General features: G+C 68.3%; 21 protein-coding genes and 1 tRNA gene. 11 read left to right on the forward strand and 11 right to left on the reverse strand.

Annotated elements, in window-relative coordinates; all coding sequences use genetic code 11:
- Positions 1–30 precede the first annotated feature (30 nt).
- Genes ACRYJK_RS05015 through ACRYJK_RS05040 form a run of 6 tightly spaced genes read left to right on the forward strand, consistent with a single transcriptional unit; the run spans position 31 to position 4,219 of the window.
- A complete protein-coding gene (locus ACRYJK_RS05015; protein WP_482666452.1) occupies positions 31–516 on the forward strand; it encodes a UPF0262 family protein in 486 nt (161 codons plus the stop codon).
- Positions 517–526: 10 nt separating this feature from the next.
- Positions 527–1,216, forward strand: coding sequence for a GH25 family lysozyme (locus ACRYJK_RS05020; RefSeq protein WP_482666453.1), 690 nt, complete (start codon positions 527–529; stop codon positions 1,214–1,216).
- Entirely contained in the window at positions 1,213–1,656 is a 444-nt protein-coding gene (locus ACRYJK_RS05025; protein ID WP_482666454.1) for a cytidine deaminase, read from the forward strand. Before ACRYJK_RS05020 ends, ACRYJK_RS05025 begins: the two co-directional genes overlap by 4 nt.
- Positions 1,656–2,210 carry a dCTP deaminase gene (dcd, locus tag ACRYJK_RS05030; RefSeq protein WP_482666455.1) on the forward strand — a complete coding sequence of 185 codons (555 nt, stop codon included), beginning with the start codon at positions 1,656–1,658 and terminating at the stop codon, positions 2,208–2,210. Before ACRYJK_RS05025 ends, dcd begins: the two co-directional genes overlap by 1 nt.
- A gap of 16 nt (positions 2,211–2,226) precedes the next feature.
- Entirely contained in the window at positions 2,227–3,402 is a 1,176-nt protein-coding gene (locus ACRYJK_RS05035) for a saccharopine dehydrogenase family protein (RefSeq protein WP_482666456.1), read from the forward strand.
- 4 nt (positions 3,403–3,406) lie between these two features.
- Positions 3,407–4,219, forward strand: a complete 813-nt coding sequence (locus ACRYJK_RS05040; protein ID WP_482666457.1) for a thioesterase family protein — start codon at positions 3,407–3,409, stop codon at positions 4,217–4,219.
- A 42-nt stretch (positions 4,220–4,261) separates the two neighbouring features.
- Here the strand turns inward: ACRYJK_RS05040 and ACRYJK_RS05045 are convergent, their stop codons facing one another.
- Complete coding sequence (locus ACRYJK_RS05045) at positions 4,262–4,813, reverse strand: EF-hand domain-containing protein (protein ID WP_482666458.1); 552 nt, start codon at positions 4,811–4,813, stop codon at positions 4,262–4,264.
- A 149-nt stretch (positions 4,814–4,962) separates the two neighbouring features.
- Between ACRYJK_RS05045 and ACRYJK_RS05050 the strand changes: the two genes are divergently transcribed.
- The 5 genes from ACRYJK_RS05050 to ACRYJK_RS05070 are packed head-to-tail and all read left to right on the forward strand — an operon-like array spanning position 4,963 to position 8,094.
- On the forward strand, positions 4,963–5,565 hold the full coding sequence (locus ACRYJK_RS05050) for a LemA family protein (RefSeq protein WP_482666459.1): 603 nt from the start codon (positions 4,963–4,965) through the stop codon (positions 5,563–5,565).
- Between the two features lie 15 nt (positions 5,566–5,580).
- Positions 5,581–6,411, forward strand: a complete 831-nt coding sequence (locus tag ACRYJK_RS05055; protein WP_482666460.1) for a TPM domain-containing protein — start codon at positions 5,581–5,583, stop codon at positions 6,409–6,411.
- A complete protein-coding gene (locus ACRYJK_RS05060; RefSeq protein ID WP_482667400.1) occupies positions 6,411–7,094 on the forward strand; it encodes a TPM domain-containing protein in 684 nt (227 codons plus the stop codon). The genes ACRYJK_RS05055 and ACRYJK_RS05060 overlap by 1 nt, the downstream gene beginning before the upstream one ends.
- The gene (locus ACRYJK_RS05065; RefSeq protein ID WP_482666461.1) at positions 7,091–7,642 is read left to right on the forward strand and encodes an NUDIX hydrolase; all 552 of its coding nucleotides are present in this window, start codon (positions 7,091–7,093) and stop codon (positions 7,640–7,642) included. Before ACRYJK_RS05060 ends, ACRYJK_RS05065 begins: the two co-directional genes overlap by 4 nt.
- 17 nt (positions 7,643–7,659) lie before the next feature.
- Entirely contained in the window at positions 7,660–8,094 is a 435-nt protein-coding gene (locus tag ACRYJK_RS05070) for a hypothetical protein (RefSeq protein WP_482666462.1), read from the forward strand.
- Positions 8,095–8,104: 10 nt separating this feature from the next.
- Here ACRYJK_RS05070 and ACRYJK_RS05075 read toward each other — a convergent pair whose 3' ends face one another.
- From ACRYJK_RS05075 to ACRYJK_RS05120, 10 genes are all read right to left on the reverse strand, one after another.
- On the reverse strand, positions 8,105–8,383 hold the full coding sequence (locus ACRYJK_RS05075) for an ETC complex I subunit (protein ID WP_482666463.1): 279 nt from the start codon (positions 8,381–8,383) through the stop codon (positions 8,105–8,107).
- A gap of 32 nt (positions 8,384–8,415) precedes the next feature.
- Positions 8,416–9,426 carry a polyprenyl synthetase family protein gene (locus ACRYJK_RS05080; protein WP_482666464.1) on the reverse strand — a complete coding sequence of 337 codons (1,011 nt, stop codon included), beginning with the start codon at positions 9,424–9,426 and terminating at the stop codon, positions 8,416–8,418.
- 39 nt (positions 9,427–9,465) lie between these two features.
- Positions 9,466–10,794: a sensor histidine kinase gene (locus ACRYJK_RS05085; RefSeq protein ID WP_482667401.1), complete on the reverse strand. Its 1,329-nt coding sequence runs from the start codon at positions 10,792–10,794 to the stop codon at positions 9,466–9,468.
- Between the two features lie 58 nt (positions 10,795–10,852).
- Positions 10,853–11,518 (reverse strand): response regulator transcription factor, encoded by a 666-nt coding sequence (locus ACRYJK_RS05090; protein ID WP_482666465.1) that lies wholly within the window; start codon positions 11,516–11,518, stop codon positions 10,853–10,855.
- A gap of 70 nt (positions 11,519–11,588) precedes the next feature.
- Complete coding sequence (locus ACRYJK_RS05095; RefSeq protein ID WP_482666466.1) at positions 11,589–12,023, reverse strand: hypothetical protein; 435 nt, start codon at positions 12,021–12,023, stop codon at positions 11,589–11,591.
- Positions 12,024–12,148: 125 nt separating this feature from the next.
- Positions 12,149–12,223 (reverse strand) — tRNA-Val (locus ACRYJK_RS05100).
- 258 nt (positions 12,224–12,481) lie between these two features.
- Positions 12,482–12,754: an HU family DNA-binding protein gene (locus ACRYJK_RS05105; RefSeq protein ID WP_482666467.1), complete on the reverse strand. Its 273-nt coding sequence runs from the start codon at positions 12,752–12,754 to the stop codon at positions 12,482–12,484.
- Positions 12,755–12,935: 181 nt separating this feature from the next.
- Positions 12,936–15,332 (reverse strand): endopeptidase La, encoded by a 2,397-nt coding sequence (gene lon / locus ACRYJK_RS05110; protein WP_482666468.1) that lies wholly within the window; start codon positions 15,330–15,332, stop codon positions 12,936–12,938.
- 160 nt (positions 15,333–15,492) lie between these two features.
- Positions 15,493–15,828 carry a YbaB/EbfC family nucleoid-associated protein gene (locus tag ACRYJK_RS05115; protein WP_482666469.1) on the reverse strand — a complete coding sequence of 112 codons (336 nt, stop codon included), beginning with the start codon at positions 15,826–15,828 and terminating at the stop codon, positions 15,493–15,495.
- Between the two features lie 15 nt (positions 15,829–15,843).
- Positions 15,844–17,571: a DNA polymerase III subunit gamma/tau gene (locus tag ACRYJK_RS05120; RefSeq protein ID WP_482667402.1), complete on the reverse strand. Its 1,728-nt coding sequence runs from the start codon at positions 17,569–17,571 to the stop codon at positions 15,844–15,846.
- Between the last annotated feature and the right edge of the window lie 28 nt (positions 17,572–17,599).

The following is a 17,599-nucleotide window of genomic DNA, read 5'->3' on the forward strand; positions in this document are numbered from 1 at the left end:
AATGCGCTGCGGCAAGAACGCGCCGACACCATGACCGACCCGCGCATCATCCACATCGAACTCGACGAAGCGACGGTCGTCCGGCGGAGCGACGACGTCGAGCAGGAGCGCCGGATCGCGCTGTTCGACCTCAAGGAAACCAGCCATTTCCGACCGCTGCGCGTGCATGACGGCGATGATTATGCCGGCCCCTGGCGGCTTTCGCTCGCGGTGCATGACGGGCGGCTGGCGATGGACATCGCTCGCGAGGACGGTGCGCCGTGGGAGCGGCTGGTGATCGGGCTCGGCCGCTTCCGCCGCCCCGTGCGCGAATATTTCGCGATCGTCGACAGCTATTACAAAGCGCTTCGGTCCGCGACGCCCGACCAGATCGAGACGATCGACATGGCCCGGCGCGCCATTCACAACGACGCCGCGCAGATGCTGGTCGACCGCCTCGCTGACAAGGTCGAGCTCGATTTCGACACCGCGCGGCGATTGTTCACCCTAATCTGCGTGCTGCATATCCGTGGCTGAGCGAGGGTTGATGAAGGCGGCGATGCTGATCGCGCTCGCCGCGCTGATAGGCTGGGCGCTGTGGGCGATGCGGGCCGACCGGTGGCGCCCCGATGCCGCGAGCGTGGGCGCGCAAGGCGTCGCGCTCGGCACCGCCAACCGGCTGCTGACCGCCGACGCGCTGAAGGCTGCGGGCGCGCGCTTCGTGTACCTCGACGCGACCCGCGGCACCCGGCTGGAGCGAGGCTTCACGGACTTGCTCGACGCGACCCGGCGCAGCGGGCTGCCGACCGGCGCGATCCATCACTATGAACTGTGCACGCCGGCAGCGGAACAGGCGGCGGCATTCGTGACGCTGGTGCCGCGCGACGGCGACAGCCTCCCGCCATTGGTGATGATCGAGGATCAGCCCGACTGCCAGCGTCCGCCCTCCGCGTCACTGCTGCGCGCCGAACTGACGACCTTCCTCGGCCAGGTCGAAACCCATGGCGAGCGACGCGCAGTGATCGGCGTCGCGCCCGAGCTTGCGGAGCGATACCCGCTCGGCGCGATCCGGCGCGAACGGTTGTTGATCTCTCCGCGAACGCCGCCCGAGTCCGACGCGGGCCCTCGCCGCTGGGCGGTGTGGCTGGCCAACGATCGCACGCAGCTCGACGGGGTGGAGGGGCGCGTGCGCTGGCTGGCGCTGCGCCGCGATCTCGGGCAGGAGACGCGGCGATGACCCGCGACGAGTTGATCACCGCCGCCCGCGCCGCGGCGGCGCACGCCCACGCCCCCTACTCGCGCTTTGCCGTCGGCGCGGCGCTGCTGCTCGACGACGGGCGAGTGGTGAGCGGCACCAATTTCGAAAATGCGAGCTATGGCCTCTCCTTGTGCGCGGAAACCGTCGCACTCGCCAAGGCCAACAGCGACGGCGCGCTACGCCGGGTCGTGGAGGTCGCGGTGATCGGCGGCGCCATGGACGGCGCGGGCGGCCTGTCGAGTGCCGACCCGGTGCGCCCGTGCGGCCGCTGCCGCCAGATTTTGAACGAGGCGGCGAGCCTGTCGGGGCGGGACCTCACCGTGCACTGCGCCTCGGGCGACGGCCGCGTCGTCGAAACGCACCGCCTTTCCGACCTCCTCCCCCACGCCTTCGGGCCGGGCGACCTCGGGATCAGCTGATGGCCATCCTCTCCGACCGCTGGATACGCGAGCGCGCGCTCAAGGACGGGATGATCGAGCCGTTCGTCGAGGCGCAGCGGCGCGATGGGTGTATCAGCTACGGCCTCTCCTCCTACGGCTATGACGCGCGCGTGGCGGATGACTTCAAGATCTTCACCAACGTCGACAGCGCGGTGGTCGACCCCAAGGACTTCGCCTCCAACAGCTTCGTCGATCGCAAGACCGACGTGTGCGTCATCCCCCCGAATAGTTTTGCACTTGCGCGCACTGTCGAATATTTCCGCGTGCCGCGCGATGTGCTGGTGATCTGCCTCGGCAAATCGACCTATGCCCGCTGCGGCATCATCGTGAACGTGACACCGCTCGAACCGGGCTGGGAGGGGCACGTCACGCTCGAATTCTCGAACACTACCCCGCTGCCGGCGAAAATCTATGCCAACGAGGGCGCGTGCCAGTTCCTCTTCCTGCAAGGAAACGAGCCGTGCGAGGTGAGCTACGCCGATCGGGCGGGCAAATATATGGGCCAGCGCGGCGTCACCCTGCCGCGCCTCTGACGAAAGCGAGATGACCATGGCGACCCACGAGCGCGAACATGACCTGATCGTCTGGGGCGCCACCGGCTACACCGGCCGGCTGGTCGCGGAGTATCTCGCCAGGCGACAGGCCGAGGGCGACCGCACGCGCTGGGCGATGGCCGGTCGCAGCCGCGCGAAACTGGAGGCGGTGCGCGAGGAGATCGGCGCCGCGGCGGGCGTGCCGCTGATCGTCGCCGATGCCGACGACCCCGCCAGCCTCGACGCGATGACGCGTTCGGCGAAGGTGATCGTCACCACCGTCGGCCCCTACCAGCTCTACGGCGATGCGCTGGTGGCGAGCTGCGTCGCCAACGGCACGGACTATGCCGACCTTTGCGGCGAGCCGGCGTGGATGAAGGCCAAGATCGAGCAGCACCACGGCACCGCCAAGCAGACCGGCGCGCGCATCGTCTTTTCGTGCGGTTTCGACTCGATTCCGTTCGACCTTGGCGTCAGCGTGCTGCAGGCGGAGGCGATCGAGCGCTTCGGCGCGCCGGCACCACGCGTCAAAGGACGGGTGCGCGCGATGCAGGGCAAGTTTTCCGGCGGCACCGCGGCGTCTCTGCGGGCAACGCTGGCTGCCGCAGCGAAAGACCCGAGCGTCATTGCCGCGCTGACCAATCCCTTCGCGCTTACGCCGGGCTTTAGCGGGCCCGACCAGCCGCGCGGTGACGCGATTGAATATGACGCGGGCATCGGCAGCTGGGCGGCGCCCTTCGTCATGGCGGCGATCAACACCAAGAACGTCCACCGCACCAATTTCCTGCTCGGCCATCATTGGGGCGAGGATTTTGTCTATGACGAGATGATCCTCACCGGCCCTGGCGAGGCTGGCGAAGCCGCGGCAAAGTTCGTCGCGTCGACGCCGATGATCGGCACCCCCAACGACCCCGCCCCCGGCGAAGGGCCGACCCGCGAAGAGCGCGAGGCCGGGTTCTATGACGTGCTGTTCGTCGCAGAATGGCCCGACGGGCGACGCCTGCGCCTTTCGGTCAAGGGCGACAAGGATCCGGGCTATGGCTCGACGTCCAAAATGCTCGCGGAAACCGGTTTGCTGCTCGCCGAATGGGACGCGCCGGGCGGCGTCTATACGCCGGGCGGGCTGATGGGTCTGAAGCTCGCCGATCGGCTGGAGGCGCGCGCGGGCCTCAGCTTCACGGTCGAGGGCTGACGCGGTGAGCGACGGCGAAGCAATGGCGCACACGACCCTCGATCAACTGCTGCGCCAGTCGGACGCGGAGGGCGATGTTCGCCGCTACCACCTTGGCAGCGACTGGATGCAGGGGCGCACCGCCTATGGCGGCATCAGCGCAGCCGTGGCGCTCGACGCGGCGATGCGTGCGCACCTACCGCACGCCCCGCTGCGTACGGCGCAGGTCAGCTTTGTCGGGCCGATCGGCGGCGAGGTGCGCGTCGCATCACGAGAACTGCGCCGCTCCAAATCGTCGCTCTTCGTCACCGCGGAGGTCGACAGCGAAGCCGGCTTCGGCACCAGCGCGACGTTCAGCTTCATGTCGCCGCGGACCTGCCACGTCGACCTCGACCAGCTGTCGCCGCCCGACATCGCCGATCCGGACGCGCTCGAAGGCGTGCCCGACCACCCGATGCGGCCGGCTTTCACGCGCAAGTTCGACATGCGCCCGCGAAATGGTCCGGGGTTCGGCCACGCCCAGCCGAATGCGGACGTCGTCACCTGGGTTCGCTGGGTTGACGAGCCCGCCGCGCCCGCCACGCTGTCACTGCTCGCCCTGGGCGACGCGCTGCCGCCGGCGGCGATCACCCTCTTCCGCGAATTCGGGCCGGTCAGCTCGTCAACCTGGACGCAACATTATCTCACCGACGACCCGAGCACCGACGACGGCTGGTGGCTGCTGTCGAGCCGCTCGCACTGGGTCCGACGCGGATTTTCGGTCCAGGAAATGCAGATCTGGAACCGTCGGCGTGAGCTGGTCGCCGTCGGCAGCCAAGGGGTCGCTCTCTACGTGTGACCATTGGGGGCGACCCGGACGCCGCCCCCGAAGCGATCCGTCTCAGCGTTGGCGCTGCTGCCGCATCGTGGTGCGATGCTGCGTCCGTTCGGCCTGCGTGACCGTGCCATCACGATTTGCGTCCATCGCATCGAAGCGGGCGTAGGCGTTATTCACAAACGCCTCGCGGGTCAGCTGCGTCGTCGCCGACCCGGCGTGCATTCCCGCGCGACCACCATGGGCCCTCATCCCGCGGCGGGGTTCGGACCCCGTCGTCCCGCGCGCCTGAGCGCGGCCCGCATGTCCCGCATCCCATTCGGCGCGCGAGATCATACCGTCGCGGTTGCTGTCGAGTTGCGTAAAGCGTTCGCCCTGACGCTGCTCGCGCCGCAACGTGACGTCGCCCGCATCGATCTTGCCATCGCGGTTGGCGTCCATCCGGTCGAACAGCGCCGCCGCGCGCTCGCCGACCTGCGCGCGGCTCTCATCCGCGCCCCCGAAATAACGACCGCGTGCATCGCCCGGAACGGACTGCGATGTGGCGGTCGGCTGCTGCGCCGCGGCTCCGGCGCTCAGCAGAGCGACCGCGACGGCGGTGATTGCGATCCTGCGCAAGGTTGGTTCTCCTGGCTTTTGAGATTGCCCCATTCATGCCTGTCCGACTCTGACGGGGGTCTGAACGCAGGCAACCGATCGTTGCGCCCTGCGTAGGAGCGGCATACAAAGCGCTCGCCGCCGCACGGCGATCGTAGGGGGAGGAAATCATGTTCGACCGTCGACTCGCTACCGCGCTGATGGTGCCGGTTGCCGCCGTCAGCCTCGCAGGCTGCGGCATCAATTCGGTGCCGACCCGCCAGGAGGAGGCGAAGCAGGCCTGGGCCAATGTGCAGGCGGCCTATCAGGCGCGCGCCGACCTCATCCCGCAGCTTGTCGGCACCGTCCGCGGCGCAGCGCGGATCGAGGAAGAAACGCTCACCAACGTCATCAATGCCCGCGCCCGCGCGACCCAGGTCACGGTCAACGCCGACCAGCTGAGCGATCCCGCCGCGGTCGCACGTTTTCGCGAGGCGCAGGGCAACGTGTCCTCGTCGCTCAGCCGGCTGCTGGTGACCGTCGAGCAATATCCGCAGCTGCAGAGCCAAGGCCGCTTCGCCGACCTGCAGTCGCAGCTCGAAGGGACGCAGAACCGCATCACGATCGCCATTCGCGATTACAACGAAGCGGTGCGTCGGTATAACACGACCATCCGCACCTTCCCCGACGCGATCGGCGCCAAGGTCATTCACGGCGCGCAGCCGATGCAGCCCTATGAGGCGGTCTCGCCGAACGCGCAGAATGCGCCGACGGTCGATTTCGGCGTCAAGTAAGCGGTATCGCGCGGCGTGACCCGCGCCTTCCCCGCCCCACTGTCTGCGACGGTCGCGCGCTGGCTGGCGCTCGCGCTGCTGCTGTTGTGCGGCGCGGCGGCGAGCGCGCAGGCGCTGCGCTTTCCCGAGCATCGGGGCCGGTGGGTCGTGGACGAGGCCAGCATCCTCTCCGACGCGACCGAACAGGCGCTGTCGCGGCGGCTGTTCGACTTTCAGCAGCAGACTCAGCGACAGGTGGTGGTGGCGACGGTGCCATCGCTCAACGACCAGCCGATCAACGACTATGCCTATCAGCTTGGCCGTGTCTGGGGCATCGGCGACGCCCGCCGCGACGATGGCATCCTGCTGCTGGTCGCGCCAAACGAGCGCAAGGTGCGGATCGAGGTGGGCGATGGCCTCCAGCCGATCCTGACCGACGCCCTGTCGGCGCGGATCATCCGCGATGCGATCACGCCGCGATTCAAGGCCGGTGATTTCGACGGCGGCGTCACCGCGGGGGTCGACCGCATCCTCGCGCAACTGCAACTCCCGCCCGAACAGGCTCGCGAGATCGCCGCGCAGTCGCAGGCGGCGGCAGACAATGGCGACGGGGGCATCCCGATCGGCTGGATCATCTTCATCGTCATCGTCGTGCTGATCATCGTCATGAGCAACCGTCGCAACCGCGGTCGGGGTTATCGCAGCGGCTGGGGCGGGCCGCCGGTCATCATCTGGGGCGGCAGCCCCTGGGGCGGCGGGGGCTTCGGCGGCGGCGGGTTCGGCGGCGGTGGCGGCGGCGGCGGCTTCGGCGGCTTCTCTGGCGGCGGCGGCGGTTTCTCCGGCGGCGGCGCGAGCGGGGGCTGGTGATGCGCGCGACGTGCAACTTCTCCGCCGAGGATCATGCGCGGGTCAGCGATGCGGTCCACGCGGCCGAGGCGACCAGCGATGGCGAGATCGCGGTCATCACCGCCGGCCAGTCGGACAGCTATGCCGATTGGGCGATGACGCTGGCGGCGCTCGCTGCGGCAGCGGTGCCGCTGTGGGCGGCGCTGTGGCCCGAGTGGCTGACGCGGGTGGTCGACCTGCTCACCGGCGGCTGGCGGAGCGAGCTGACGCCGCGTGAGATGCTCACCGCCGCGGCGCTGTTCACGCTGCTCAAACTGGGTTCGGTGCGGCTGATCCTTGGCTGGATGCCGCTGCGGATGGCGCTGGTGCCGCCGGGGATGAAGCGGCGACGGGTGCGTCGCTCTGCCGTGCGCGCCTACCGCATCGCGGTCGAGGCGCGCACCCGCGCCGCGACCGGGGCGCTCATCTACCTCAGCCTCGCCGAACGGCGCGCCGAGATCGTCGCCGACGATGCCATCACCTCGAAGGTCGGGCCGGACCCTTGGGGCGATGCGATGGCCGCGCTGATCCAGCATGTCCGCGATGGCCGCGCCACCGACGGGCTGGTGGCGGCGGTGGGCATGATCGGGGCGACCATCGCGGCCCACTTCCCGCGCAGCCGCGACGACAAGAACGAGCTTCCCGACCGGCTGATCGAGCTGTGAGCGACCCCGCCCTGCCCCCGGCGGAGACGCGTTGGGAGGGTCGCTACATCGCCGTCGAACAGCGCGGGACTTGGGAATATGTGCGGCGCGCGCGCAACATCCGCGCCGCGGTCATCCTCGCCATCATTGACTCGCCCGAGGAGCGGTCGGTGCTGCTGGTCGAGCAGTATCGCGTGCCGCTCGGCAAGCGCTGCATCGAGCTTCCCGCTGGCCTGATCGGCGACGATGGCACGGTCGAACCCGCCGCGACCGCCGCCGCGCGCGAGCTCGAAGAAGAAACCGGCTACCGCGCCGGCACGCTCATCGACGCCGGCGAGTTCTACTCCTCGCCGGGAATGGTGTCGGAGAGCTTCACGCTGTTCGTCGCCCGTGACCTCACCCGCGTCCACGGCGGCGGCGGGGTGGCCGGGGAGGATATCGTCGTGCACCGCGTCGCACTCCCTGCCCTGCCCGATTTCATCGCGGCCAAGCGCGCCGAGGGGTGCGGCATCGATGTCAAACTGCTTCTATTGCTCGGCCTGCCATCGCTGTGGCCAACCCCGGGCTAGCGAGGGGGAACTGACCGATGGGGCTGTTGATGTTCGCGGCAGTGTTGCTTGCCACCCCCGGCGATATAGCTGTGACGACGGCCGAGCCAGTCGCGCCCGCGTTGCGAAGCGAGGCGTTTCGCGCACGATGCCCCGGCGTGGGTGTCGAGGTGCGTGATTACGGGATGCCGCGCCCCGCCCGGTCCGCCAGCGTTGCGTTCAACGGCATCGCTTTGCGAGGGGCGGTTGCGGCGGAGGTCACGCAATTCCTCAACGTGCCGGGCGCGGCGTACCGCATCGCGGTGAATTGCCCTCAGCGTCCGGGGGCCGTCCAACTGTTCCTCTATCGGGCACGTCGCGGCGATGGCGACACGCCGCTGTTCGAACTGAAGACCCTACGCTTCGAGCGCGGGGCGGCGGTCCTCATCCGCGATGAAGGCGCGATCGCGCCCGCCGACTTCTTCTTTCGCTGAACGCGCTCGATCAGCGAAAATTGTCGGCGTAGGCCTGAATTTTCAGAGTCTTGGGAGGCGTCACGATCTCCTCCACCCGGAGACCTGCCTTCTCAGCATAGGTGAGCGCTGCCTCGCGCGTCGGGAAGCGCAGCACCACCTGGCGCTGGGTATCGCCGCTCCCGGCCCAGCCCATCAGCGGGTCGGCGCGCTTGGGCTCCTGCGGCTCGTGCTCCAGAATCCAGCGCCCGGCCCGCGCCTTGCCGGATTGCATGGCGTTTTTCGGTTCCTGAAACAGTCGTGCGTCCATGGCGTCCCGCCTATCGCCCGCGGCGCGCACGTTCAATAGGCGCGCGACACCGCGAACTCGGCCGCCTCCACCAGCGCGGACTTCGCCGTCGACGGGGCGAACTCGGCGAGCGCATCGATTGCGCGCTGCGCGTACAGCCGCGCGCGCTCGAGCGTGTCCGAAATCGCGCCGTGCCGCTGCAGCAAAGCGGTCGCGTGGGCGAGATCGTCGTCGCTGATGCGGTGCCCCGCCATCGCCGCGTTCCAGAACACGCGCTCCTGCTCATCACCGCGTGCGTGGGCGAGGATCACCGGCAGCGTCACCTTACCGTCGCGGAAGTCGTCGCCGACGCCCTTGCCCATCGTCGCCGCATCGCTCGTATAGTCGATTGCGTCGTCGACCAGCTGAAACGCGACGCCGAGATTGCGGCCGTAGGCGTCGAGCGCCTCCTCGACGCGCTCGTCGCGTTCGGCGACCACTGCGGCGATGCGGCATGCGGCGGCGAACAGCGCAGCGGTCTTGGCGGAAACGATGTGGAGGTACGTCTCCTCGCTCGTCGTCACCCGACGCTGCGCCGAAAGCTGCGCCACCTCCCCTTCCGCGATCACCGACGATGCACGGCTGAGGATGCGGAGCACCTTCAGGCTGCCGTCTTCGACCATCAGTTCGAACGAGCGGCTGAACAGGAAATCACCCACCAGCACGCTCGCCGGATTGCCCCAGATGATGTTGGCGGTGCGGCGACCGCGGCGAAGCTCCGACCCGTCGACGACATCGTCGTGCAGCAGCGTCGCCGTGTGGATGAACTCGACCGTTGCGGCGAGCAGATGCTGCCGCGTGCCGCCATAGTCGAGCAGGCGCGCGCAGGCACAGGTCAGCATCGGTCGCAGGCGCTTGCCGCCGCCGGCGATGAGGTGCCCGGCAAGCTCCGGGATCAGCGGGATGTCCGACTGCATCCGCGCGAGGATCACCTGATTGACGGCGTTCATGTCGGCTGCGGTCAGCGCCAGCAGCGCATCGAGCGAAGGTGGTGTCGCCCGGAGCGGGTGGAGAGTTGCGCTCATGTGCCCGCGCCTTGCGCGCTCCCAGCGGTTTTCGCAACCTCAACCATCGGCGGCGGGGAGCGTGACGATCACGGCCAGGCCGCCAAGGTCCTCGCTTTCAGCGACGCTGACCGTCCCGCCATAGGTTTCGACAACGTCGCGCACGATCGCGAGGCCGAGGCCGGTGCCGGGCTTGTCGGTGTCGAGCCGGACGCCGCGGCGAAACAGTTTCTCCCAATCCGCTTCGGGGATACCGGGTCCGTCGTCCTCGATCGTCAGGCGGATGCAGCGCGTGCCGTCGCGGGCTTGCCCGATCGCCTCGACCGTCGCGAACACGCTGCCGCCGCCATATTTTGCGGCGTTTTCAAGGAGGTTGCCGACCACCTCGTCGAGGTCCTGCCGCTCGATGCGGGCGCGCAGTTCGTCGTCTCCGTCGGCGTCGAAGCGCACCTGGGGGTAAAGCCGCGACACCGCGCGCTCGACACTCTCCACGCTGGCCATGACATGGGCGCCGAGCAGCGCCTGCCCGCGCCGCCCCGCCGCGCGCGCCCGCGCGAGATGGTGGTCGACATGGCGCCGCATCGCCGCCACCTCGCGCACCACGGCGGTGTCGAGGTCCTTTTCCTTCGCCGTGGCGGCGTTGGTGAGCACGGTCAGCGGCGTTTTCAGCGCATGGGCGAGGTTTCCGGCGTGACGGCGCGCCTCCTCCGCCTGGCGGTCGCTATGTTCGATCAGTTCGCCCAGTTCGTCGACCATCGGTCGAACCTCGGTCGGCATCGAGGCATCGAGCAGCGAGCGGTCGCCCTGCCGCAGCGCGGCGATGCCGCTGCGAATTCGCCGCAGCGGCCACAGGCCATACACCGTCTGCAACGCCGCGAGCACCGTCAGCCCGAGGCCGAGGATGGCAAAGCTGCGCACGATGACCCGTCGTACCTGCGCCAGTTGCGCGTCCAGCGCCGCGCGGCTCTGCGCCACCTGAAATCGCCAGATGACGGGGGAATTGGGCAGCACGACATCGCGTTCGACCACCCGCAGCGGCTCGCCCGGAAATTGCGTGCTGTCATAGGCGTGGACGGCGTCGTCGCTGTGCACCTCGCCGGTCATCAAAGTGCGGTCCCACAGCGAACGCGACGCCGCGGTCGGCGCGCCCGTCCCGCTGATCTGCCAGTAAAGGCCGCTGTAAAGTTCGATGAAGCGCTGCTCGCTCGGCTGCTGAACAAGCATGATGCGGCCCTGCGGCCCCACTTCCGCGTTGCTCATCAGCGCCTTCAGCAAATATTCGAGATTGTTGTCGAAGTTGGTCGTGATCGTTTGCGAAACGACACGATCGAGCGCGAAACCGCCGCCCGACAGCAACAGTGCGATCCACGCCGCCGCAATGCCGATCATGCGGCGCCCGAGCGAGAAATTGCCCTTTCGCCGACGCCGCGCCGGCGCGGCGACAGCGTCAGCCGAGCGGATCGTCAAGCTGATAGCCGAGTCCGCGAATGGTGGTGATCACATCGGCCCCGAGCTTCTTGCGAATGCGCGTCACGAACACCTCGATGGTGTTCGAATCGCGATCGAAGTCCTGATCGTAGATATGTTCGATCAGCTCGGTGCGGCTCACCACCTTCCCCTTGTGATGAAGGAGGTAGGACAGGAGCTTATACTCCTGCGCGGTCAGCTTCACCGGATCGCCGGCGCGGGTGACGCGGCCCGAGCGCGTGTCGAGCCGCACATCGCCCGCCACCAGTTCGGACGAAGCATTGCCGCTCGACCGGCGGATCAGCGCGCGCAGACGGGCGATCAACTCTTCGGTCTGGAACGGCTTCGCCAGATAATCGTCGGCGCCCGCGTCGAGCCCGGCCACCTTGTCCGACCAGCTGTCGCGCGCGGTCAGCACCAGCACGGGGAAATTGCGCTTTTCCTTGCGCCAGCGGTCGAGCACGGTCAGCCCATCGACCTCCGGCAGCCCCAGATCGAGGATGGCTGCGTCGTAATTCTCGTTCGCGCCGAGATAGTGCCCGTCCTCGCCATCGGTGGCGAGGTCGACGGCATATCCCGCGCCCTCCAGCGTCGTTTTAAGCTGGCGACCGAGATTCGGTTCATCTTCGACGATCAACAGGCGCATCGATTATCAACCCTCCCCGATACAGTCTCGCGTGTGGCAACAACCGCGCATCCGGGCAAGCGTGATGGCATCAGGGCTGGCGACCGACCACCCGTCCCGTCCGCGCGTCGACCAGCACCACCACCAAGCTCCGCGCGTCGATGAAGCGCAGCACGTAGATCTGTCGGCGCATCTCGAACCCGGCAACACCGATATATTCCATCTCGTCATAGGGGGGCTGAGACCGCACCGACGCGAGGATTTCAGGAAAGGGACGACCCATGCGCGGGGCCGGCCGGTCCATGTCGAACGGCGACATTTCGGGCGCCGGCATCCGCGGACGCGGCGGCATGGATCGTGGTATCAGAATCTGGGTTGAACTGCTGGACGTTGCGGCCGGCGGGCGCGTGCGCGGCGCCGGCTGCGCCTGCGCCGGTACAGCCACCGCCGCGCTGATCGCACCCACCAGCCCGAGCAGCGCCGGGCGCCGCAGCCGTGCCATCAGAGGGGGGAGAAAATTGCGCACCCGACCAGCGATCCATCCTATGCACCACCCGATCGGCGATGTGCCGACCAGTTAGCGGTCAAGCATTGAATAGCGTATGAATGTGGGCGCCAGCCTCTGGCAAGCCTGCTCGAACTTGAGGAAAATGGTGGGCGCGGCAAGGATTGAACTTGCGACCCCTGCGGTGTGAACACAGTGCTCTACCACTGAGCTACGCGCCCGCCAGATCGCGCCGGGGAGCCCGACGCCTTGGGGTGCGCGCGCTCTAGCGAGCGGCGCTGGCGAAGGCAAGGGCGTCGGGGGCCTCCTTCCGACCCGTGCGGCCGCACTAATCGCGTCCCCCGTCGGCGATGGCTTCAGAAACGTCTCGCCTGAGGACACGCCAAGTCAACGCCCCCCCCCGATACCGCCGAAACGCAAAGCGGCGCGGAGTGGTGCCACTCCGCGCCGCCATGTCTGTGCCGAAAGGCGCGCGGGTCTTAGTTGACCGCGTCCTTGAGGCCTTTGCCCGCCTTGAACTTCGGCTGGGTCGACGCGGGGACCTGCATCGGTTCGCCGGTGCGCGGGTTGCGACCGGTCGACGCCTTGCGCTTCGAGACCGAGAAGGTGCCGAAGCCGACGAGGCGCACGTCGCCGCCGTTCTTCAGCTCCGACGCGATGCTGTCGAACACCGCATCGACCGCACGCACCGCATCGGCACGGGCCAGGCCAGTCTGCTCCGAAACGGCGCCGATTAGTTCCTGCTTGTTCATGACTCGCTCTTCCCCTTGTTTCCGTACGCCCGACGGGAACCCCCCTGAATCGGCGTAGCCGGCGCGCACTAAGGACGTGAAAGCGGGCCGTGTAAAGGGGCGACGAACGGGAGATGCCGTAACGACACAGTTCGCCGGTGCGCGGCCGCCCGGAACGTGGCCCGGGCGGCCTGTGCGACCGTCAATGATGGCGCGCAGTCGCCGCGTCGACGGCGCTCGGCGGCGCCGCGGCGAGGAGGTCGTCCGCCTCGCTCCACTCGATCGCCTCGAGCGGGGTGACCAGCGCCCGCGCCAGCACCTCATCGACGTGGCGCACCGGCACGATCTCGAGCCCCTCGAGGATGGCAGCGGGCACCTCGGCGAGGTCCTTGGCGTTTTCCTCGGGGATCAGCACGGTCTTGATCTGCCCGCGCTGCGCCGCCAGCAGTTTTTCCTTGAGCCCGCCGATCGGCAGCACGCGCCCGCGCAGCGTCACCTCGCCGGTCATCGCCACGTCGCGGCGCACCGGCACCCCCGACAGCGTGGAGAGCATCGCCGTCACCATGCCGATCCCCGCCGACGGCCCGTCTTTGGGGACCGCGCCTTCGGGCAGGTGAACGTGGATGTCCTTCCGCAGGAACAGGCTCGGTCGCACGCCATAGGCCGGGGCGCGGGCCTTCACGAAGCTCATCGCCGCCTGAACCGACTCGTTCATGACGTCGCCGAGCTTGCCGGTGGTCCTGACCTGCCCCTTGCCGGGCACGGTGACCGCCTCGATCGTCAGCAGTTCGCCGCCGACTTCGGTCCAGGCGAGCCCAGTGACGGCGCCGATCTGGTCCTCCTCTTCCGACACGCCGTAGCGGAATTTGCGCACCCCCGCGAACTCACCAAGATTGGCGGCGTCGATGGTGATGCTGTCGGCCTTTTTCTCGAGGATTCGCCGCAGCGCCTTGCGCGCCAGCCGTGCAATTTCACGCTCCAGCGTCCGCACCCCCGCCTCGCGGGTGTAGTAGCGGATGAGGTCGATCAGCCCCTCGTCGGTCAGCGTGAACTCGCCCGCCTTCAGCCCGTGCGCTTCGATCTGCTTGGGCAGCAGGTGGGTGCGCGCAATCTCGAGCTTTTCGGTCTCGGTATAGCCTTCGAGGCGGATGATCTCCATCCGGTCGAGCAGCGGCTGCGGCAGGTTGAGACTGTTGGCCGTGGTGACGAACATCACGTTCGACAGGTCGATGTCGAGTTCCAGATAGTGATCCTGGAACTTGTCGTTCTGTTCGGGGTCCAACACCTCGAGCAGCGCCGCCGCCGGATCGCCGCGATAATCCTGGCCGAGCTTGTCGATCTCATCGAGCAGGATCAGCGGGTTCATCGTGCCCGCCTTCTTGAGGTTGGAGACGATCTTGCCCGGCATCGAGCCGATGTAGGTGCGGCGGTGGCCGCGAATCTCGGCCTCGTCGCGCACGCCGCCCAGCGACTGGCGCACGAACTTGCGCCCCGTCGCCTTGGCGATCGAGCGGCCCAGCGAGGTCTTGCCCACCCCCGGCGGGCCGACGAGGCAAAGGATCGGCCCCTTCAGCTTGTTGGTTCGCGCCTGCACGGCGAGATATTCGACGATGCGCTCCTTCACCTTTTCGAGCGCATAATGGTCCTCGTCGAGGATCGTCTGTGCGGCTTCGATGTCGCGGCGCAGCTTCGACTGCCTGCCCCATGGCACGCCCAGGAGCGCGTCGAGATAGTTGCGCACGACCGTCGATTCGGCGCTCATCGGCGCCATCGCACGTAGCTTCTTGAGCTCTGCGATCGCCTTGTCGCGCGCCTCGCGCGGCAGCTTGGCCTGCTCGATCTTGAGCTGAAGCTCGGCTATCTCGCCCTCGCCGTCAGGGTCGCCGGCGCCGCCCAGTTCGCGCTGGATCGCCTTGAGCTGTTCGTTGAGATAATATTCGCGCTGGGTCTTCTCCATCTGCCGCTTCACGCGGCCGCGAATTTTCTTTTCGACCTGAAGCGCGCCGAGTTCGCTTTCCATCAGCGCCATGATCCGCTCGATGCGCGCGCGCACGTCGAGCTCCTCCAGCACCGCCTGCTTGTCGGCGATTTTGATGCCGAGGTTGGCGGCGATCGAGTCGGCGATCTCGCCCGCTTCCTCGAGCTGCTCGACCTGGGCCACGGTATCGTCGGACAGTCGCTTGTTGAGCTTGGCATATTCGCCAAACTGCTCCGCTGCATTGCGCGCGAGCGCGGCCAGCTCGGCACTCTCGTCCGCCACTTCGCTGACGGGCTCCACCTCCGCTTCGAGGTGGGCGCCCAGATCGTTCATCGCGACGAGACGCGCGCGCGACTTGCCCTCGACGAGGACACGGACGGTGCCGTCGGGCAGCTTCAGCAGCTGCACGATCGTCGCGACCACCCCGACCGGGAAGAGATCGGCGGTCTGCGGATCGTCCTGGCTCGCGTCGCGCTGAGCGATCAGCGCCAGATCCTTCGACCCCGCCATCGCCGTTTCCAGCGCCGCCACGGATTTGGCTCGCCCGACGAACAACGGCACCACCATCTGCGGGAAGATGACGATGTCGCGCAGGGGAAGAAGCGGCAGGGTTTCGGTCATTAGCGGTCGTTGGCTTTCGGGAGAGGGTGCGGGCGTTGGTCCGCGTTCAACGGAATATGGTGCGCTGCAGCGCGCGTTCAATCGGCGCGCATCGGTGACAACGGAGCCCCACGTCGCCCCGGACCGAGGCGACGTGGGTGTGGGTTGCCGCGTGCCGTCCTCAGCCGAACGGCAGCTTCATGCCGGGGGGCAGCGGCAGGCCCTGCGTGACCTTGCCCATCTCCTCGTTCGAAGCGGCGTCCGCCTTGGTGCGCGCATCGTTGAACGCTGCAGCGACGAGGTCTTCGACCATCTGCTTCTCCGACGGGCGCAGCAGCGATTCGTCGATGGTGACGCGGCGGATGCGGCCCTTGGCGGTGGCCAGCACCTTCACCATCCCACCGCCTGCGGCGCCTTCCACCTCAATCGTGTCGAGCTTCGCCTGCGCCTCGTTCATTTGTTCCTGGATGCGCGCGGCCGCCTGCTGCGCAGCGGCCATCATCTCGTTCATGTCCATCGAAAACTCCTGTTCTTACTCGGATTGGGTTGACGGCGCCGCGATCTCGGCATCCGGAAAGGCTTCGCTGAGCGCCGAGACGACCGGGTGCGCGCGCACCTCGGCAAGCCGCGCCTCTTCGGCGGCCTGCGCCGCTTCGGCGAGGGTCGGGGCGCCGGGCTGGTCGCTCAACACCACCTTCCAGTGCGAGCCGAGACTGCGGCGCAGATCGCCTTGCAGGTCGCTCGCGTCAGCGTCGGTGAAGCGGTCGTGCCGCTGAAGTTCCAGCGTTCCAGCCGCATCATAGTGGACGACGCGACCGCTGCGCCGCAGGTTCGACGCGCGCACCAGCGCCCCCGCCTGCCCCAGCACCTCCACAAGCGCAGCGAAATTGTCGGGGCCGGCGGGTGGCGGCGCCGGAGCCGGAGCCGGGGCGGGCGCGAGTGCGGGCGGTGGCGACGCGGTCGGCGTTCGAACCGGCTCGCTCGCCGCTGGCGTCGTCTCCGATGCGGGCGCGAGCGCGGGCGTCGGCGGCGGCGGCGATGGCATCGCGCCCCCCTGCCCGCTCAACAGCGCGGCGAGCGCGTCGGGGTCGGGGAGGGTCGCCGCGTGCACCACGCGCAGCAAGGCCATCTCCAGCGTCGGCAGCGGGTCGGCGGCTTCGCGCACCTCGCTCATCCCGCGAAGCAGGATCTGCCACAGCCGCTGGAGCCGGCCGATCGACAGCGCCTCGGCAAACTCCGCGATCGCCGCCTGCGCATCGCCGGGCTGCGCCGGGTCGTCCACGCCCGACACGCGGCGAAGCGTCACGGCATGGGTCAGCGCCAGCAGCGAGCGCATGATCGCGGTCGGGTCCGCGCCGTCCTCATAGGTTTGCCGCGCCGCTTGCAGCGTGCCGGGGCCGTCCGCTGCGACCAGCCGAGCGAACAGGCGCCGCGTCGAGCGCGTGTCGGCGAGGCCCAGCATCGCCTGCACCTGCGTGCCCACGACCTCGCCGTCGCCCGCACTGTCGGCGTGCGCGATGGCCTGATCGAGCAGCGACAGCCCGTCGCGCACCGATCCTTCCGCCGCGAGCGCGATCAGTCGCAGCGCCTCGTCGTCGATCGGCACATGTTCCGCCTGGCAGACACGCGCGAAATGATCGGCGAGCGTTTCCGGTGCGACACGGCGGAGGTCGAACCGCTGGCACCGCGACAGCACCGTGACCGGCACCTTGTCGACCTCGGTCGTCGCGAGGATGAATTTGACATGCGGCGGCGGCTCTTCGAGCGTCTTCAACAGCGCGTTGAAAGCGTGCTTCGAAAGCTGGTGCACCTCGTCGACAATGTAGATTTTGTAGCGCGCGCTGACCGCCGAATATCGCGCCGCTTCGATGATCACCTCACGGATGTTGTCGACGCCGGTATGGCTCGCGGCATCGATCTCGATGATATCGATGTGCCGCCCCTCGGCGATCGCGACGCAGGGTTCGCACACCCCGCACGGATCGGTGGTGGGACCGCCCTGCCCGTCGGGGCCGATGCAGTTGAGCCCTTTAGCGATCAGCCGCGCGGTGGAGGTCTTTCCGACGCCGCGCACGCCGGTCATCAGAAATGCGTGCGCCAGCCGACTGCGCTCGATCGCGTTGGCGAGGGTCCGCACCATGGCGTCCTGGCCGATCAGTTCGGCAAAGGTCTGCGGCCGATATTTGCGCGCGAGCACGCGGTAGGCCTCCCCGCCGCGCGGGGCGGGCGGGGCTTGCTCGGGCAATTCTATGCCAAGCATCGGCGCATCGTCACCGGTCGCCGCCTCG

The organism is Sphingomonas sp. BLHR8 (genome assembly GCF_056821725.1).

Excerpts from the sequence above, each read along its gene's own strand:
- ACRYJK_RS05015 (WP_482666452.1), top strand. The coding sequence starts at position 31 with ATGACCGACCCGCGCATCATCCACATCGAACTCGACGAAGCGACGGTC.
- ACRYJK_RS05020 (WP_482666453.1), top strand. The coding sequence starts at position 527 with ATGAAGGCGGCGATGCTGATCGCGCTCGCCGCGCTGATAGGCTGGGCG.
- ACRYJK_RS05025 (WP_482666454.1), top strand. The coding sequence starts at position 1,213 with ATGACCCGCGACGAGTTGATCACCGCCGCCCGCGCCGCGGCGGCGCAC.
- dcd (WP_482666455.1), top strand. The coding sequence starts at position 1,656 with ATGGCCATCCTCTCCGACCGCTGGATACGCGAGCGCGCGCTCAAGGAC.
- ACRYJK_RS05035 (WP_482666456.1), top strand. The coding sequence starts at position 2,227 with ATGGCGACCCACGAGCGCGAACATGACCTGATCGTCTGGGGCGCCACC.
- ACRYJK_RS05050 (WP_482666459.1), top strand. The coding sequence starts at position 4,963 with ATGTTCGACCGTCGACTCGCTACCGCGCTGATGGTGCCGGTTGCCGCC.
- ACRYJK_RS05060 (WP_482667400.1), top strand. The coding sequence starts at position 6,411 with ATGCGCGCGACGTGCAACTTCTCCGCCGAGGATCATGCGCGGGTCAGC.
- ACRYJK_RS05070 (WP_482666462.1), top strand. The coding sequence starts at position 7,660 with ATGGGGCTGTTGATGTTCGCGGCAGTGTTGCTTGCCACCCCCGGCGAT.
- ACRYJK_RS05075 (WP_482666463.1), bottom strand. The coding sequence starts at position 8,383 with ATGGACGCACGACTGTTTCAGGAACCGAAAAACGCCATGCAATCCGGC.
- ACRYJK_RS05080 (WP_482666464.1), bottom strand. The coding sequence starts at position 9,426 with ATGAGCGCAACTCTCCACCCGCTCCGGGCGACACCACCTTCGCTCGAT.
- ACRYJK_RS05085 (WP_482667401.1), bottom strand. The coding sequence starts at position 10,794 with ATGATCGGCATTGCGGCGGCGTGGATCGCACTGTTGCTGTCGGGCGGC.
- ACRYJK_RS05090 (WP_482666465.1), bottom strand. The coding sequence starts at position 11,518 with ATGCGCCTGTTGATCGTCGAAGATGAACCGAATCTCGGTCGCCAGCTT.
- ACRYJK_RS05105 (WP_482666467.1), bottom strand. The coding sequence starts at position 12,754 with ATGAACAAGCAGGAACTAATCGGCGCCGTTTCGGAGCAGACTGGCCTG.
- lon (WP_482666468.1), bottom strand. The coding sequence starts at position 15,332 with ATGACCGAAACCCTGCCGCTTCTTCCCCTGCGCGACATCGTCATCTTC.
- ACRYJK_RS05115 (WP_482666469.1), bottom strand. The coding sequence starts at position 15,828 with ATGGACATGAACGAGATGATGGCCGCTGCGCAGCAGGCGGCCGCGCGC.
- ACRYJK_RS05120 (WP_482667402.1), bottom strand. The coding sequence starts at position 17,571 with ATGCTTGGCATAGAATTGCCCGAGCAAGCCCCGCCCGCCCCGCGCGGC.